Origin of the sequence: Teichococcus wenyumeiae, from assembly GCF_003696345.1 — a bacterium.
In the GTDB taxonomy this organism is placed as follows: Bacteria; Pseudomonadota; Alphaproteobacteria; order Acetobacterales; family Acetobacteraceae; genus Pseudoroseomonas; species Pseudoroseomonas wenyumeiae.
In genome coordinates, this window is sequence record NZ_RFLX01000003.1 from 256,528 (window position 1) to 272,294 (window position 15,767).

General features: G+C 69.1%; 12 protein-coding genes. 4 read left to right on the forward strand and 8 right to left on the reverse strand.

The annotated features are described in order from the left end of the window. The first annotated feature begins 1 nt into the window (after position 1). Complete coding sequence (locus EBE87_RS06620; RefSeq protein WP_120637544.1) at positions 2 to 1,486, forward strand: M81 family metallopeptidase; 1,485 nt, start codon at positions 2 to 4, stop codon at positions 1,484 to 1,486. A 4-nt stretch (positions 1,487 to 1,490) separates the two neighbouring features. On the opposite strand, the gene EBE87_RS06625 is transcribed toward EBE87_RS06620, so the two are convergent. The 3 genes from EBE87_RS06625 to EBE87_RS06635 form a co-directional block, all read right to left on the reverse strand. Continuing rightward, on the reverse strand, positions 1,491 to 2,420 hold the full coding sequence (locus tag EBE87_RS06625) for a sugar kinase (RefSeq protein ID WP_120637543.1): 930 nt from the start codon (positions 2,418 to 2,420) through the stop codon (positions 1,491 to 1,493). Further along, positions 2,417 to 3,049 carry a bifunctional 4-hydroxy-2-oxoglutarate aldolase/2-dehydro-3-deoxy-phosphogluconate aldolase gene (locus EBE87_RS06630; protein WP_199707237.1) on the reverse strand — a complete coding sequence of 211 codons (633 nt, stop codon included), beginning with the start codon at positions 3,047 to 3,049 and terminating at the stop codon, positions 2,417 to 2,419. Before EBE87_RS06630 ends, EBE87_RS06625 begins: the two co-directional genes overlap by 4 nt. Positions 3,050 to 3,157: 108 nt before the next feature. After that, positions 3,158 to 3,460 (reverse strand): hypothetical protein, encoded by a 303-nt coding sequence (locus EBE87_RS06635; protein ID WP_147425991.1) that lies wholly within the window; start codon positions 3,458 to 3,460, stop codon positions 3,158 to 3,160. 135 nt (positions 3,461 to 3,595) lie between these two features. On the opposite strand from EBE87_RS06635, the gene EBE87_RS06640 reads away from it, so the two are divergent. Then, positions 3,596 to 4,855: an Hsp70 family protein gene (locus EBE87_RS06640; protein ID WP_120637540.1), complete on the forward strand. Its 1,260-nt coding sequence runs from the start codon at positions 3,596 to 3,598 to the stop codon at positions 4,853 to 4,855. Between the two features lie 5 nt (positions 4,856 to 4,860). On the opposite strand, the gene EBE87_RS06645 is transcribed toward EBE87_RS06640, so the two are convergent. After that, positions 4,861 to 6,093, reverse strand: coding sequence for a glycosyltransferase (locus EBE87_RS06645; RefSeq protein WP_120637539.1), 1,233 nt, complete (start codon positions 6,091 to 6,093; stop codon positions 4,861 to 4,863). A gap of 177 nt (positions 6,094 to 6,270) precedes the next feature. Between EBE87_RS06645 and EBE87_RS06650 the strand changes: the two genes are divergently transcribed. Further along, positions 6,271 to 7,578 (forward strand): hemolysin family protein, encoded by a 1,308-nt coding sequence (locus tag EBE87_RS06650; RefSeq protein ID WP_120637538.1) that lies wholly within the window; start codon positions 6,271 to 6,273, stop codon positions 7,576 to 7,578. A 51-nt stretch (positions 7,579 to 7,629) separates the two neighbouring features. On the opposite strand, the gene EBE87_RS06655 is transcribed toward EBE87_RS06650, so the two are convergent. The 4 genes from EBE87_RS06655 to tkt form a co-directional block, all read right to left on the reverse strand. After that, entirely contained in the window at positions 7,630 to 9,063 is a 1,434-nt protein-coding gene (locus tag EBE87_RS06655) for an NAD-dependent succinate-semialdehyde dehydrogenase (RefSeq protein ID WP_120637537.1), read from the reverse strand. Between the two features lie 85 nt (positions 9,064 to 9,148). Beyond that, positions 9,149 to 10,345 (reverse strand): phosphoglycerate kinase, encoded by a 1,197-nt coding sequence (locus EBE87_RS06660; protein WP_120637536.1) that lies wholly within the window; start codon positions 10,343 to 10,345, stop codon positions 9,149 to 9,151. An 18-nt stretch (positions 10,346 to 10,363) separates the two neighbouring features. After that, a complete protein-coding gene (gene gap / locus EBE87_RS06665; RefSeq protein ID WP_120637535.1) occupies positions 10,364 to 11,383 on the reverse strand; it encodes a type I glyceraldehyde-3-phosphate dehydrogenase in 1,020 nt (339 codons plus the stop codon). 43 nt (positions 11,384 to 11,426) lie between these two features. Beyond that, positions 11,427 to 13,469: a transketolase gene (gene tkt / locus EBE87_RS06670; RefSeq protein WP_120637534.1), complete on the reverse strand. Its 2,043-nt coding sequence runs from the start codon at positions 13,467 to 13,469 to the stop codon at positions 11,427 to 11,429. Between the two features lie 269 nt (positions 13,470 to 13,738). Here tkt and EBE87_RS06675 point away from each other — a divergent pair, with 269 nt between their 5' ends. Further along, complete coding sequence (locus EBE87_RS06675) at positions 13,739 to 15,754, forward strand: putative bifunctional diguanylate cyclase/phosphodiesterase (RefSeq protein WP_147425990.1); 2,016 nt, start codon at positions 13,739 to 13,741, stop codon at positions 15,752 to 15,754. Positions 15,755 to 15,767 lie beyond the last annotated feature (13 nt).

Consider the following 15,767-nt stretch of genomic DNA (forward strand, 5'->3'; position numbering starts at 1 on the left):
CATGCGTATCGCCATCGGCGGCTTTCTGCACGAAAGCCATTCCTTCGCGCCGCGCCCGACCAACTGGGCCGATTTCCAGTCTCCAGGCGGCTTCCCGGCCTTTGTGCGCGGCGCCGGGCTGTTCGACGCCCTGCGGCCGACCTCGGCGCCTTCCGCCGGGGCTCTGTCGGTGGCCGAGCCGCGTGGCGTGGATCTGGTGCCGCTGTCCTGGTGCTTCGCCAATCCCGCCGGCCCTGTCACCGAGGAAGCCTTCGAACGCGTCGCAGGCTGCCTGATCGGTGATCTGGTCACCGCGTTGGAAGCAGGGCCGCTGGATGGCGTCTACCTGGACCTGCACGGCGCCATGATGGCCGAGCATTTCCCGGACGCGGAAGGCGAGTTGCTGCGCCGCGTGCGGGCCGTGGTGGGGCCGGATGTGCCCATCACCGCCAGCCTGGACCCGCATGCCAATGTCACCGGGCTGATGGTGGAGAAGGCCGATGCGCTGGTGCCCTTCCGCACCTATCCGCATGTGGACATGAAGGCGGCCGGCGCCCGCGCCATGGAGTTGCTGATCGCCCGCATCGGGCGTGGCTCGCCCTGGCCGCGTGCCTTCCGCCAGTTGGATTACTGGACGCCGCTGACCATGCAATGCACCATGGTCTCGCCCATGGCGGATGTGCTGGCAGAACGCGCGCGCCTTGCCGCCGGCAATGGCGTGGTGGAACTGGGCTTCTGCTTCGGCTTCCCCTACGCCGATTTCGCCGGCTGCGGCATGGCCATCTCCTGCTATGCCGAGGACCAGCAGACCGCCGAGATCGCCGCCGACCAGTTGAAGGCTTGGCTGGACACCCATGAGGCCGATTTTGCCGGCGGCGCCCTGCCGGCGGCGGAGGGCGTGGCGCGGGCCGTGGCAGCCGCCGCGACCAACCCCGGCAAGCCCATCGTGCTGGCCGATACCCAGGACAATCCCGGCGGCGGCGGCCACGGCGACACCACCGGCCTGCTGGCCGAGCTGATCCGTCAGGATGCCCCCGCCGTGCTGGGCATGATCAACGATGCCGAAAGCGCGGCGGCCTTCCATGCGGCGGGCGAGGGGGCGGACGTCACCCTGAAGCTCGGCGGCAAGTCCGACGGGGCGCCCATCGAGGTCACGGCCAAGGTGCTGCGCCTGACCGATGGCCGCTTCACCTGCACCGGGCCGATGAGCGCGGGCAACCCCGCCGACCTTGGCCCTTCGGCGGTGATCGGCATCGGGCTGGTGAGGGTGATCGTGGTCAGCCGCAAGATGCAGGCGCATGACCAGGCGCTGTTCCGCCATGCCGGCATCGAGCCGGCGGAGCAGAAGATCCTGGCGCTGAAGAGCAGCGTGCATTTCCGCGCCGACTTCCAGCCGATCGCGCAGGAGGTCATCGTGGTGGCCGCGCCAGGGCCGGTGTTGGCCGACCCGTCCTCGCTGCCCTTCTCGCACCTGCGGCCGGGCCTTCGCACCCGGCCGCAGGCGTGACGCGCTAGCCTTCCGCCAGCAGCGCCCGGACGGCATCCGGGCGCGGCATCGGCGCCACGGCGCCGTAGCCCGTGGTGGCCAGGGCGGCGGCGGCATTGGCGTAGAGCGCCGCGTCCTCGGCGCTGTCCCCGGCCAGGATGCGGGCCAGGAAGTTGCCGGCGAAGGTATCGCCCGCGCCGGTGGCATCCACCGCCTTCACCTTGCGGCCAGGGATGCGGGTGCGTCCCTCCCGCGTCGCCACCATCGAGCCGTCCTTGCCGAGCTTCAGCAGCACCAGCGGCGACAGCTTCAGGTAGAAGTCGGCGATGGCATCCGGGTCTTCCAGCCCGGTCAGGAAGGTGGCGTCGTCCAGGCTGGGCAGGGCGATGTCCGCGCTGGCGATGGCGGCATGCATGATGGCCCTGGCGCGCGGCAGCGGCCAAAGCGCACGGCGCAGGTTGGTGTCATAGGACACCTTCACCCCGGCTTCCTTCGCCACCTCGATGGCGCGGAAGCAGGCGTCGCAGGCGCTGGTGGAGATCGCCTGGCTGATGCCGGAGACATGCAGGACCTTGGCCGCGCGGATCGCCTCCGCCGGCACATCCTCCGGCGTGAAGCGGGCAGCCGCGCTGTTGCTGCGGTAGAAGGTGAACTCGTGGCCCTGGGGCCCGTGCTTCACGAAATAGACCGCCGTGGGGGCGTCCGGCTTGCGCAGGACCGTCGCGGTATCGACACCCTCCCGCGCCCAGAGGTCCATGAAGCTCTGGCCCGGGGCATCCTGGCCGATTGCGGTGATGTAGCCGGACTTCGCCCCAGCCCGCGCCGCCGCGATGGCGGCGTTGGAGGTGTCGCCGCCATGGCCTTCCAGATAGAGCGGGCGGCCCTGGTCGTCCTTGGCGCTCTGGTTGAACTCCAGCATCGGCTCGCCGATGCAGAGCAGATCGACGCCGCTCATGCCTGCAGAATACCCAGCGCCTCGCGCGCCGCGGCCTCGACCGCCGCGCGGTTGTTGGCGGCGATGGCGCCTTCGTCCACCAGCTTGCCGCCGATGCCGACGAAAGCCGCGCCGGCCGCGATATAGTCGCCGGCATTGCGGGCATCGACACCGCCGGTCGGGCAGAAGGTCACGTCGGGGAAGACCGACTTCAGCGCCTTGATATGGGCGGGGCCACCGGCCGAGCTGGCCGGGAAGATCTTCACCACGTCAGCGCCGGCGGCGCGGGCGGCGCGCACCTCGGTGGGGGTGAAGGCGCCCATCATCACGCAGGCATTGGCGGCGCGGGAAGGGGCCACCAGCGCTGGCTCCACCCAGGGGGAGACGACGAATTTAGCGCCGGCCTTAATGCTGGCCTCAGCGGCTGCGGCATCGGGCACCGTGCCCACGCCCACCAGCAGGGCGGGGTCGGAGGCCACGTCGCGGATCACGGAAAGCGCATCCGGAATGGTCAGCGTGATCTCAAAGATCGTGATGCCGGCGCCCTTGAGCCATTCAACGGCGGTGGCGGCCCGGGCTGCGGTGCTGGTCCGCACCACCGGCACAATGCGGGCGGCGCGGAAGGTTTCGATCAACGGGTGCTGGGCCACGATGTCATCCTGCGAGGCAGCAGGGTCATGGCCTGGGCCACGATCCCGCGGGTTCCGGTTGGGCGCGAAGCTAGCCCCGACCTTTCCCCGCGTGAAGCCACAGGGGGTTCAACCCGCCGCTTCCATCTTCCCGACTGTGTCATGCAACTGCAGCGCGGCGGTGCGGGCACGGCGGAGCTGCGTGGCGGTATCGCCCAGGTTCCGCTGGTAGCCGCCCAGGCTGTCCTCAAGGCTGGAGGCTGCCTCCCGCAGATCCCCAAGACTCTGGCGGAAGTCGCGGATGGCGGCGCGTTGCTCGGCGACCGCCTCTTCCAGACGGCGCAGTGCCAGGCGCAGGCGGTCATGGTCGTTATGGGGAAAGGCGAAGACGGTGCTGTCCTGCAAGGCGATGGCTCCGGTAGGGGTTAACAAGGCATTTGCAGATTCCTAGACCAATCCACAAAAAGAGACAAAGCGCTTTTTAAGGTTCTGTTGATCTTTCTCTCCGCCCTTGCCGCGCCAACCCATCTGGCCTAAGCCGCCGCCCCTCCATTTTCGGGTTTGGCCATGCAGGACGTGATTGGTATCGACTTCGGCACGACCAACAGCGTCATTGCCTTGCGCCAGCCGGACGGGCAGGCGGTGGGCCTGCGATACGCCGCCGGGCGCGGCGTGGTGGATACCTTCCGCTCCGTGCTCTGCTTCTGGGCGGAGGAAAGCGGCGCCAGCCGTGGCAAGTTGCAGCACGCCGCCGGCCCCGATGCGATCGAAGCCTATCTGGATGACCCGCTGGGCGCCCGGCTGATCATGTCCATGAAGAGCTATCTGGCCAGCCGCAGCTTCGTGGAAACCCGTGTCTTCAACCGGCCCTTCGCGCTGGAGGACCTGATCTCCACCTTCCTGCGCGCCCTGGTGGCCGGGGCGGCGGGGATGCCGGGCGGCAAGACGCGCGTGGTGGCCGGCCGGCCGGTGCGCTTCGTGGGCGACAATGCGGATGACGACCTGGCCGAGCAGCGGCTGCGGGCTGCCTTCGGCGCTGCCGGCTTCTCCGATGTCACCATGGCGCTGGAGCCGGAAGCGGCCGGGCACCGCTTCGCCGCCACGCTGGAAGGCAATGCCAATGTGCTGGTGGGCGATTTCGGCGGCGGCACCAGCGACTTCTCGATCCTGCGTTTCGAGCCCGGCGCGCGCCGGCGCGTCACGCCACTGGGGCATGCCGGTGTCGGCATCGCGGGCGATGCCTTCGACTACCGCATCATCGACAATGTCATCTCGCCCCGGCTGGGCAAGGGCGACAGCTACCGCGTGATGGGCACCGACCTGCCGGTGCCGCCCGCCTTCTTCACCAGTTTCGCCCGCTGGCACCAGCTTTCGCTGATGCGCGCGCCCAAGACGCTGCGGGAGATCAACGAGGTGGCGCGCATGGCGCTGCATCCGGAGCGGCTGCACCACTTGATCCGGCTGGTGGAGGACGAGGCGGGCTATGCGCTCTACCAGGCCGTTTCCGCCGCCAAGGCCGCGCTGTCGGGTGCCGAGGAAGCGGTACTGCGCTTCACGCACCGGGACCTCGCCATCGAGGCACCGATCCGCCGCGCCGATTTCGAGAACTGGATCACGCCGGAACTGAGCCGGCTGTCGGATGCCATCGACCGTGCCCTGGCCGATGCCAAGCTGGCGCCGGAGCAGGTGGACCGCGTCTTCCTGACCGGCGGCACCTCCCTGGTGCCGGCGGTGCGGCGGCTGTTCGACCAGCGCTTCGGCGGCCGCGTCACCGGGGGTGGCGAATTCGTCTCGGTGGCCGAGGGGCTGGCGCTGATCGGCGCCTGAGCCTCTCAGGCAGCGTGGCGGCGAAAGGCGGGGCGGCGGTGGCGGGCTTCCGCCGGGCGTGACTGGCTGGCCAGCGCCGCCAGGCCCGGCAGGGACTGCACCAGCAGCAGCCCGGCCCAGACCAGGCTTTCCCAGGCATTCCAGGGCCTGGCCAGCACCACCGCCACAGCGGCGGCCCAGAGCAGGCCGGTCAGCATCGTCTCCATACGGTGCCCGCTGGTCCGGCCGCCCAGCAGGCCCTGCCATGCGGCACGGCCGATGCTCCAGATGCCACTCGCCTGGCCACAGAGCAGCGGCGCCAGGCTCAGGACGGACAGGACAGGCAGCAGCGGGAGCGTCGGCATCACCGACGCATCGTCCCACAGAGCCAGCAGCACGCAGGCAAGGGAGGCAAAGGCGCCCGCCAGCGCCAGCGCATCCAGGAGCGCCGGCGCGGCCAGCGCCAGCAGATGGTTCCGCTGCGGGGGCGTCAGGCTCCGGTCCCGCCGCAGCAGGACCGCGCCGACATGCTGGCGCAGTGCCGCCATGGTGCCGGCAACACGGCGATGGCGGAGGGAGGGCCAGTCCTCCCGCGCCGCCGCCGGCACCGCGCGGCCCATTGGCTCGGGCTCGAAGACGCTGTCCCAGCCATGGCGCATCAGGGTCAGGCCCAGGGCTGCCTCGGGGCAGAGGCTGGTGGGGTCCCAGCCGCCGGCACGGCGCAGCGCCTCGGCCCGGAACAGCGGCAGGCCGTCCAGCGGCAGCAGGCGGTCCGGGTGGCAGGCGGGGGATTCGCGGGCATCCAGCGGCGCCAGCATGCCCTGGGCCATGCCCAGGCCCGGCCGGCGGAACAGCGGCACCATGCGCCTCAGCCAGCTCGCGCGCACCACCTGCCCGGCGCGGAGCACGCCGACTAGGACGGTATCCGGCGCCGCTTCCTGCAAGGCGAAGTTCAGCGCACCGGCGCGGCCACCGGGCGTGCAGCCCAGGTGAAAGAAACGGAACTGCGGCCCCAGGCGGGCGCAGTGCTCGGCGGCGGCTTCCCAGAGCGCGGGCTCAGCCGTCTGGGTATCCACCACCAGCACCTCCAGCGCCGGGTAATCGAGCGCCGCCAGGGAATCCAGCGTGCGCCGCACCTGCTCCGGCGCGGCGTCGCGCAGGGGGAGGTGCAGGGACACCCTGGGCCAGGGCGCATGGCGCGGCAGGAGAGAGGAAGCGGGCAGGCAAGCGGCAACGGGGCGGTAGGCGCTGGCATTCATCGGACGGCCTCCGTTTCTGCTGGGGCGGTTGCGTCTGATGCTGTTCTGGGCTTGCTCTGCGGCGCGACGCAGTCGGCTTGATGGCAGGAATAGGGCTTTCAACCTTGGCCGACAGCGTGACCCGGCCGCCTATGGCGGCTAAAAGGGCTCTGATTTCCTCGAATTTGGTGGAGCGCCATGTCCCTGCTGCTCGAACTGGGCATCATTCTGCTGTTGGTGCTGCTGAACGGCACCTTCGCGATGAGCGAGCTGGCCATCGTCTCCTCCCGCCGCGGGCGGCTTCTGGCTTTGCAACGCGCCGGCAAGCCCGGAGCGGCGGCCGCGCTCGCGCTGGCCGAGGACCCCAGCCGCTTCCTGCCCACGGTTCAGGTGGGCATCACTCTGGTTGGCGTCTTCGCGGGCGCCTTCGCAGGGCAGGGGCTGGCCAACCGGCTGGCGGAGCTGATGGTGCTGCTGCCGGGCTTCGCACCCTATGCGCCGCAGGTCTCGCTCTTCATCGTGGTGCTGTTCATCACCTACCTGTCGCTGATCCTGGGCGAGCTGGTGCCGAAGCAATTCGCCCTGCGGAACCCGGAGGGCGTGGCCTGCCTGGTGGCACGGCCGATGAGCACGCTGTCTCGCGTGGCGGCGCCGATGGTCTGGCTGCTGTCGCATTCCTCCGCGCTTGTGTTGAAGCTGCTTGGCGCCTCCGCACCCGTCGAATCCTCCGTGACGGAAGAGGAGGTGAAGGCCGTGGTGGCCGAGGGCGCCCAGGCCGGCGCGCTGGAGCACGAGGAGCGCCACATGATCGAGCGCGTGCTGCGGCTGGCCGACAAGCCCGTGCGGGCCCTGATGACGCCGCGCAACGAGGTGGACTGGATCGACCGCGACGCCACGCCCGCCGAGATCGTCAACCGCCTGAAGGCCAGCGAAGTGACGCGCTTCGTGGTGGCGGAAGGGCGAATCGACAATGTCGTGGGCGTGGTGCACGCCAAGAACCTGCTGGACCAGATGCTGGAGGAGGGCGGCACCCTTTCCGTCGCCGCCGCCATGCAGCAGGCCATGGTGCTGCCAGACAGCCTTTCCGCCCTGGATGCGCTGGAGCGGCTGCGGCACGACCGGGTTGGCTTGGCGCTGGTGATGGATGAATACGGCAGCTTCGAGGGCGTGGTGACCGCTTCCGACGCGCTGGAGGCGATCGTGGGCGAGTTGGGCGGTGAGCCGCAGCCCACCACCGCCGGCGGCGCCGTGCAGCGCCAGGACGGCAGCCTGCTGCTGGATGGCATGATGGCCAGCGACGAGGCGCGGGACCGGCTGGACCTGCCGGAGCTGCCGGGCAAGGGCGGCTACCACACCGTGGCAGGGCTGATGCTGGCGCTGCTGCAGCGGGTGCCGCGGGAAGGCGACCGGATCGTCTGGGCCGGCTGGCGCTTCGAGATCGTGGACATGGATGGCCGGCGCATCGACAAGGTGCTGGCGCATCGCGAGGAAGCAACCGGCGCATAGAAAAAGGGGGCCTTTCGGCCCCCTTTCTTTTTGGGCTCGGCTGAGTCGGTCTTAGAGGCCGGCCTGGCTGACGAACTTGGTGTTCAGGTAGGACTCGATGGCCTCCGAACCGCCCTCAGAGCCGTAGCCGCTGTCCTTGATGCCGCCGAAGGGCACTTCCGGCAGCGCGAGGCCGAGGTGGTTGATGGTCATCATGCCCGTCTCGACCTGCGAGGCGATGGCATTGGCCGTCTTCGCGGAAGAGGTGAAGGCATAGGCGGCGAGGCCGAAGGGAAGGCGGTTGCTTTCCTCCACCACCTCGTCGAAGTCCTTGAAGGGCACCATCAGCGCCAGCGGGCCGAAGGGCTCCTCGTTCATGGCGCGCATCTCGCGCGTCAGGCCGGTTACCACCGTCGGCTCGAAGAAATAGCCCTTGTTGCCGATGCGGTTGCCGCCGGTGCGGACCTCGGCGCCCTTCTGCACGGCATCGCCGATCAGCGCTTCCATGGCCGGGATGCGGCGGTCATTGGCCAGCGGGCCCATCTGCACGCCGTCCTCAAGGCCGTTGCCGACCTTCAGCGACTTGGCATAGCTGGTGAAGGTATCGACGAACTGGTCGAAGACCTTCTCCTGCACCAGGAAGCGCGTGGGAGAGACGCAGACCTGGCCGGCATTGCGGAACTTGCTGCCGGCGAGGGTCTTGCTGGCCAGTTCCACATCGGCGTCGTCGAAGACGATGGCCGGCGCATGGCCGCCCAGCTCCATCGTCGCGCGCTTCATGTACTTGCCGGCCAGCTCGGCCAGGTGCTTGCCCACCGGGGTGGAGCCCGTGAAGGTCACCTTGCGGATGGTCGGGTGCGGGATGAGGTAGGAGGAGATCTCCGCCGGCACGCCATAGACGAGGCCGATCACGCCCTTCGGCACGCCCGCGTCGATGAAGCAGCGGATCATCTCGGCCGGGGAGGCCGGGGTCTCTTCCGGCGCCTTCACGATGATGGAGCAGCCGGTGGCCAGCGCGGCGGAGAGCTTGCGCACCACCTGGTTGATCGGGAAGTTCCAGGGCGTGAAGGCGGCGACGGGACCGACAGGCTCCTTGATCACCAGCTGGTAGACGCCCTCGGCGCGGGCGGGGATCACGCGGCCATAGGCGCGGCGGGCTTCTTCCGCGAACCAGTCGATGGTGTCGGCGGCGGCCATGACTTCCATCTTGGCCTCGGGCAGCGGCTTGCCCTGCTCCATGGTCATGATGCGGGCGATGTCGCCGGCGCGCTCGCGCAGGAGATTGGCCGCCTTGCGCATCAGCTTGGAGCGGTCGAAGGCCGAGACCTTCTTCCAGACATTGAAGCCACGCTCGGCCGCTTCCAGCGCCTCGTCGAGGTCCGCCTGGCTGGCATGGGGAACGGTACCGATCTGCTCTTCGGTCGCTGGGTTGAGGACGGGGATGGTGCGGTTGCCGGTCGCCGGGCGCCACTGGCCGTCGATATGCAACAGGACGTTATGGTCCATGAACAGCGTCTCCTCACAAGAGTCCGCCGCAATGTGGAACCGGGCGAGGCGGAACGCTACCCCGCCCGGTCCATCTTTTCGCGAGTCAGTGCACCGAGAGTGCGGCGACTCCGGGCAGCGTCTTGCCTTCCAGCCATTCCAGGAAGGCACCGCCCGCGGAAGACACGTAGGTCAGCTTGTCGATGACACCGGCATGGCGCAGCGCGGAGACGGTATCGCCGCCGCCACCGATCGACTTCAGCTTGCCGGCTTCGGTCAGCTTTGCCGCCGCCTGCGCCACTTCGACGGTGGCCTTGTCGAAGGGCGTGATCTCGAAGGCGCCGAAGGGGCCGTTCCAGACCAGCGTGGAAGCATTCTCGAGCTTCGATTCCACCACCGCGACCGTGCGGGGGCCGACATCCAGCGCCATCATGTCGGCGGGCACGTCGTCGATCCCCACGATCTTGCTGGGTGCATTGGCGGCGAAGGTTTCCGCCACCACCAGATCCTCCGGCAGGACGATCTCGCAGCCACCGGACTTGGCTTCCTCCAGGATGGAGCGCGCGGTGTCGTGCATCTCCGCTTCCTGCAGGGACTTGCCGACCGGCTTGCCCTGCGCGGCGAGGAAGGTGTTGGCCATGGCGCCGCCGATCACCAGCACATCCACCTTCTTGGAGAGATTCCCCAGCAGGTCGAGCTTGGTTGACACCTTGGCGCCGCCGACGATGGCAACGACAGGACGCTTCGGGGTGCCCAGCGCGGCATCCAACGCTTCCAGCTCCGCCTGCATCAGGCGGCCGGCATAGGCGGGCAGCTTATGCGCCACGCCTTCCGTGCTGGCATGGGCGCGATGCGCGGCGGAGAAGGCGTCGTTGACGAAAACATCCGCCAGCTTCGCCAGGCCGTCCACCATCGCGGGGTCATTCTTCTCTTCCCCGGCGTGGTAGCGGGTATTCTCCAGCACCAGCACCTCGCCGTCCTTCAAGGCGGCGACGGCGGCTTCGGCCTCGGGGCCGACGCAGTCATCGGCGAAGGCGACGGGCTTGCCCAGCACCTCGCCCAGCGCAGCGGCGATGGGCTTCAGCGACATCTCGGGCACGCGCTTGCCCTTGGGCCGCTCGAAATGCGAGCAGACGATAACCTTCGCGCCCTTGTCCGCCAGTTCGCGGATGGTGGGCACGAGGCGCTCGAGCCGCGTGCGGTCGGAAATCTTACCGTCCCGCACAGGCACGTTCAGGTCGGCGCGCAGCAGAACCCGCTTTCCGGCGGGCTCCAACTGATCCAGCGTCCGGAAAGCAGGCATCTTGCTACGCCTTCCGGATCAGAGCTTGCCGAGGTAGGCGGCGGTGTCCGACATACGGTTGGAGAAGCCCCACTCGTTGTCGTACCAGCTCATCACGCGCACCAGCCCGCCATCGACCACCTGCGTCTGCGTCGCATCGAAGGTGGAGGAGTGCGAGTCATGATTGAAGTCGATGGAGACCAACGGCGCCGTGTTGTAGCCGAGGATGCCCTTCAGCTCGCCTTCGGCGGCTTCCTTCATCACGGCGTTGATGGCTTCCTTGGTCAGGCCGTCCGTCTTCTTCGGCACGAAGTCGAGCGAAACGAGCGAGACATTCGGCGTCGGGATGCGGATGGCGGTGCCGTCCAGCTTGCCCTTCAGCTCCGGCAGCACCAGGCCGACGGCCTTGGCCGCGCCCGTGGAGGTCGGGATAGCGGAAACGGCGGCGGCGCGGGCGCGGTGCAGGTCCTTGTGCAGCGTGTCCACGGTGTTCTGGTCACCCGTATAGGCGTGGATGGTGACCATGTAGCCGCGCTCGATGCCGAACTTCTCGTGCAGCACCTTGGCGATGGGCGCCAGGCAGTTGGTGGTGCAGGAGGCGTTGGAGACGATCTTATCCTCGGCCGTCAGCGTCTTGTGGTTGACGCCGTAGACAATGGTCTTGTCCGCGCCCTCGCCGGGGGCGGAGATCAGCACGCGCTTGGCGCCCGTGCCGAGCAGGACCTGCGCCTTCTCGCGCGCCGTGAAGATGCCGGTGCACTCGGCGGCGATGTCCACGCCGTCCCACTTCAGCTTGGTGGGGTCGCGCTCGGCCGTCACCTTGATGGGGCCCCAGGTCTTGCCGTGGGCCTTGATGGTGATGCTGTCGCCCTCGACGATCACCTCGCCGGGAAAGCGGCCATGGACGCTGTCGTAGCGGAACAGGTGGGCGTTCGCCTCGACCGAGCCGAGGTCGTTGATGGCGACGAATTCCACATCGTCACGCCCCGCTTCGCAAGCGGCGCGCAGCACCAGGCGACCAATGCGCCCGAACCCGTTGATCGCGACCTTCACAGCCATGGTTTTCGTCTTTCCCGTCTTGAACAGTGGTTGTTGTGGTTGCTCAGGCCAGCTTGCGCCGGACCGCCGCAACCGCAGCCTCGGCCGTAATGCCGAAGTGGCGATAGAGTTCCTCCGCCGGCGCTGAGGCGCCGAAGCCGGTCATGCCGATGAAGGTGCCATCGGCACCCAGCCAGCGTTCCCAGCCAAAGCCCAGCGCCGCCTCGATACCCACGCGCGGGGCATCGCCCAGTACTTGGGCACGATAGCTCTCATCCTGAAGGGCGAACAGTTCCCAGCAGGGCAGGGAGACCACGGCGGTGGGGATGCCCTCCGCCTCCAGCGTCTCACGCGCCGCCATGGCCAGCATGACCTCGGAACCCGTGGCGATCAGGGTTGCCTTGCGTGGGCCGGAAGCCTCGGCCAGCACATAGCCGCCGCGGGCGGACTTGTTCTCGCCCGCCTCGGTGCGCAGCGCCGGCAGGTTCTGGCGGCTCAGCGCCAGCACGGCCGGGCCATCGGCCCGCTGTACGGCGAGTTCCCAGCATTCCGCCGTCTCCATCGCATCGGCGGGCCGATAGACGAAGAGGTTGGGAATGACGCGAAGGCTGGCCAGCGTCTCCACCGGCTGGTGGGTCGGGCCGTCCTCGCCCAGGCCGATGCTGTCATGCGTCAGCACATGGATGACGCGCTGGCGCATCAGCGCCGCCAGCCGGATGGCCGGGCGCATGTAGTCGGCGAACACCAGGAAGGTGCCGGAATAGGGAATGACACCGCCATGCAGCGCCAGACCGTTCATCGCGGCGGCCATGCCGTGCTCGCGGATGCCCCAATGGACGTAGCGGCCCGCCGGGTTCTGCACCGAGAAGACCGGAATGCCCTTCACATTGGTGTTGTTGGAGCCGGTGAGGTCGGCGGAGCCGCCCATCAGCTCCGGCACCGCCGGCACCAGGGCCTCCAGCGCGCGCTGGCTGGCGACGCGGGTGGCGATCTTGGGCTTGTCCTCGGCCAGCTTGGCGCGGTGCGCGGCGGCGGCCTCGTGCCAGCCTTCCGGCAGCTTGCCGGCCATGGCGCGCTCGAACTCCGCCTTCTGCGGGTGCTTCGCCAGGCGCTTCAGCCAGGAACGGCGGGTGCCGGCGGAGCGGCGGCCGGCGGCTTCCCAGGCGTTCTTGATGTCCTCGGGAATGACGAAGGGCTCGGCATCCCAGCCCAGCAGCTGCTTGGCGGCCTGCACCTCGGGCGCGCCCAGGGCGCTGCCGTGGGTGCTGGCGGTGCCGGCCTTGCTGGGCGCGGAGAAGCCGATGATGGTCTTGCAGGCGATGATGGTGGGCTTGCTGGAGCGCGTCGATGCATCCAGCGCCCGGGCCACCGCCTCATGGTCATGGCCGTCCACGCGCCGCACCGCCCAGCCATAGGACTGGAAGCGCCGCAGCACGTCGTCCGAAGAGGTGATGGAGACATCGCCATCGATCGAGATGCCGTTGTCGTCCCACAGCACCGTCAGCTTGTTCAGCTTGAAGTGGCCGGCGATGGAGGCGGCCTCATGGCTGATGCCTTCCATCAGGCAGCCGTCGCCGACGACCGCCCAGGTACGGTGGTCCACCAGCGACTTGCCGAAGCGGGCGGAGAGGTGCCGCTCCGCCATCGCCATGCCCACGGCGGTGGAGATGCCCTGGCCCAGCGGACCCGTGGTGGTCTCGATCGCCGGGTGCTCGCCGAATTCCGGGTGGCCGGCGGCCACGGAATGCAACTGGCGGAAGTTCTTGATGTCCTCGATACCCATGCCCGCGTGGCCGGACAGGTACAGCCATGCATAAAGCAGCATGGAGCCATGACCGGCGGAGAGCACGAAGCGGTCGCGGTCGGCCCAGCGCGGGTCGGCGGCGTCGTGCTTCAGGTACTTGGTAAAGAGCACCGTTGCGGCATCGGCCATGCCCATCGGCATGCCGGGATGACCTGATTTGGCCTTTTCCACCGCGTCCATCGCCAGCACACGGATGGCATCCGCCATGCGGCGCGACTCTGTGGCTGGCAGCGCAAGGATCTTCTGTTGCGCTGCGATGGCCGGATTGGCGTTAGGATCGACGGTAGGAGCAATGCTGGCCACTGGACCAAAACCTCTGGTAGGGCAGAGGCGGGCTATAAAGGCCCCGTCGCCGGGCGGCAACCCGGCATGGCCGCGTTTGCGCTCAGCTGCAGCTTGTGTTCGAATGGGCAATTACAACCGTAAGGACATGGCGCCTGCCAAGGCCACACCGCTTTTCTGGTATTTTCGGATTGCCTGCTCTACTAGGATTGACCACCGGCATCGCCTTAGTCGCCGCGCTTCCGCCTGGTCTGGCAACCTGGCTTCTGGCCGCGCTTGTCGCACTGATCATGTCATTCCTGTTGCAGCGCCTGCGCCAGCATTCGGTGCTGGCTGAGGCGCGGGCGGAACTGTTGCGCCAGCGCCTAGCCGTGGTGCTGGAATCCGTGCCCGGCGCCTTCGCGCTCTGCGACGCGCAGGGGCGGCTGCAACTGGCCAACAGCCGCTTCCGCCGCCTTTTCGAGCATGTCGGGCTGGGCGCATCGCTGGGCGCGCTGCTGCCCTCCGGCATGGGGGAGCAGGGCGCCTTTGACCATGGGCTGAAGGATGGCAGCTGGCACCGGGTGACGCGCCAGCCGCTTCCGGATGGCGGCTTCACGCTTGGTGCCGTGGATATCACGCCCCTGAAGCGGCAGGAGCAGATCCTGGCGGCCCGCAACGTCCGGCAGCAGGCGCTGCTGGAGCTGGTGCCGACCGGCATCTGGGAACTGGACGAGGCCGGGCGGACCGTCTTCGCCAACCGGCAGCTTGCCAACCTGCTGGGGGGCACCGCGCCTCCCGGGCTGGCTGAGGCGGGGCTGCGGCGCGTCACGGCGCCAGGCCGCCCGCCGGCGGACCCGATGCGCAGCCTGCCGGCGCCAGGGATGCCGGTGGAGGTGGAACATCAAGGCGGCGGCATCGCCCGCCGGCTGCTGCTGGTTGCGTCCGGCCTCCTGGAAGCCACCGAGACCGCCATCGACGAGGATATGCTGCGCCGCACCCGCCTGGTGACGCTGCTGGATATCACCGAGCGCCGCTTGGCCCAGGCGGAGGTGGAGCGGCTGGCCTGGCAGGACCCGCTGACGGGCCTGGGCAACCGCGCCCGCTTCATTGCTACCTTGTCGGAGCGCGTGGCGGACGGCACGGGCGGGCTGACGCTGCTGTCCATCTCGCTGGGCGGCCTCGGGCAGGTGAACGAGCGGCATGGCCATACCGTGGGGGATGCGGTGCTGCGCGCCGCCGCGCTGCGGCTGAGCCAGGGCGTGCGGGTGGAAGACGCGGTGTTCCGCATCGGCGGCAATAAATTCGCCGTGCTCGCACCAGCCATGGAGCAGCAGACCATCCGCTGGCTCTGCGACCGGCTGGCCCAGGTGCTGTTCGACAGCTTCCGCCAGGGAGCGCTGGAGGTGGCGCTGCTGCCGGCCATCGGCGTGGCCACGGCGCCGCAGATCCGCGGCGGGGCTGAGACACTGCGCCGCGCCGCCGACCTCGCCCGCCACCGCAGCGAGGTGGAGGGGCGCACGCCCGTCTTCTACGAGGAAGCCCTGGGCGCCGCCGCTGACCGCCGCCAGAAGCTGCGCAAGGCCCTGGCCCAGGCCATTCCGGCGGGCGAGCTGCACCTGGTCTGGCAGCCGCTCTTCGATACGCGGCGCTACAGGATGATCGGGGCCGAGGCGCTGCTGCGCTGGCGGTGCGGCGCGGTGAGCCGCGAGGTGATGCCGGCGGAGCTGTTTCCGCTGGCCACCGAGATGGGCATGCTGGCCGAGATCGACTTCTGGGTGCTGTGGGAAGCGCTGGCGACCAAGCGCCGCTGGGCCGGCAAGCCGGGCGCGCCCCCCACCGTGGCCATCAATATCTCCGGCGCCACGCTGCGCGACCCCGGCTTCCCGGCGCAGGTGAGCAAGGCGCTGGAGCAGCATGGGGTGGCGGCGGAGGAGCTGGATATCGAGATCCCCGAGGATATCCCGGCCCGCGACATCCAGGCCATGGCGCAGAACCTGGAGGCGTTGCGGAGCATGGGCGTGCGGCTCTCGCTCGACGACTTCGGCGGCGGGGTGTCCGCCATGGCACATCTGGTGCAGCTGCCGGTGCAGCGGGTGAAGCTGGACCGCTCCATCACCCATCGCCTGCCGGAAGGGAAACGGGAGACGGCGGTGCTGGGCGCCGTGGCCACCCTGGCAAACAGCCTGGGCATTGAGCTGGTGGCCGAGGGCGTGGAAAAGGAAGTTCAGGCCAGCGCCCTGCGGGCCGAGGGCTGCTTCATCATGCAGGGCTGGCTCTACGGCCGGCCGCTGGCGGCCGACCTGCTGGTGCCGCCCGGGGGTTGAGGCGCCCCCGGGC

Bases quoted from the DNA above. Each gene is read 5' to 3' on its own strand.
- EBE87_RS06620 (WP_120637544.1), top strand. From the start codon at position 2: ATGCGTATCGCCATCGGCGGCTTTCTGCACGAAAGCCATTCCTTCGCG.
- EBE87_RS06625 (WP_120637543.1), bottom strand. From the start codon at position 2,420: ATGAGCGGCGTCGATCTGCTCTGCATCGGCGAGCCGATGCTGGAGTTC.
- EBE87_RS06640 (WP_120637540.1), top strand. From the start codon at position 3,596: ATGCAGGACGTGATTGGTATCGACTTCGGCACGACCAACAGCGTCATT.
- EBE87_RS06645 (WP_120637539.1), bottom strand. From the start codon at position 6,093: ATGAATGCCAGCGCCTACCGCCCCGTTGCCGCTTGCCTGCCCGCTTCC.
- EBE87_RS06650 (WP_120637538.1), top strand. From the start codon at position 6,271: ATGTCCCTGCTGCTCGAACTGGGCATCATTCTGCTGTTGGTGCTGCTG.
- EBE87_RS06655 (WP_120637537.1), bottom strand. From the start codon at position 9,063: ATGGACCATAACGTCCTGTTGCATATCGACGGCCAGTGGCGCCCGGCG.
- EBE87_RS06660 (WP_120637536.1), bottom strand. From the start codon at position 10,345: ATGCCTGCTTTCCGGACGCTGGATCAGTTGGAGCCCGCCGGAAAGCGG.
- gap (WP_120637535.1), bottom strand. From the start codon at position 11,383: ATGGCTGTGAAGGTCGCGATCAACGGGTTCGGGCGCATTGGTCGCCTG.
- EBE87_RS06675 (WP_147425990.1), top strand. From the start codon at position 13,739: ATGTCATTCCTGTTGCAGCGCCTGCGCCAGCATTCGGTGCTGGCTGAG.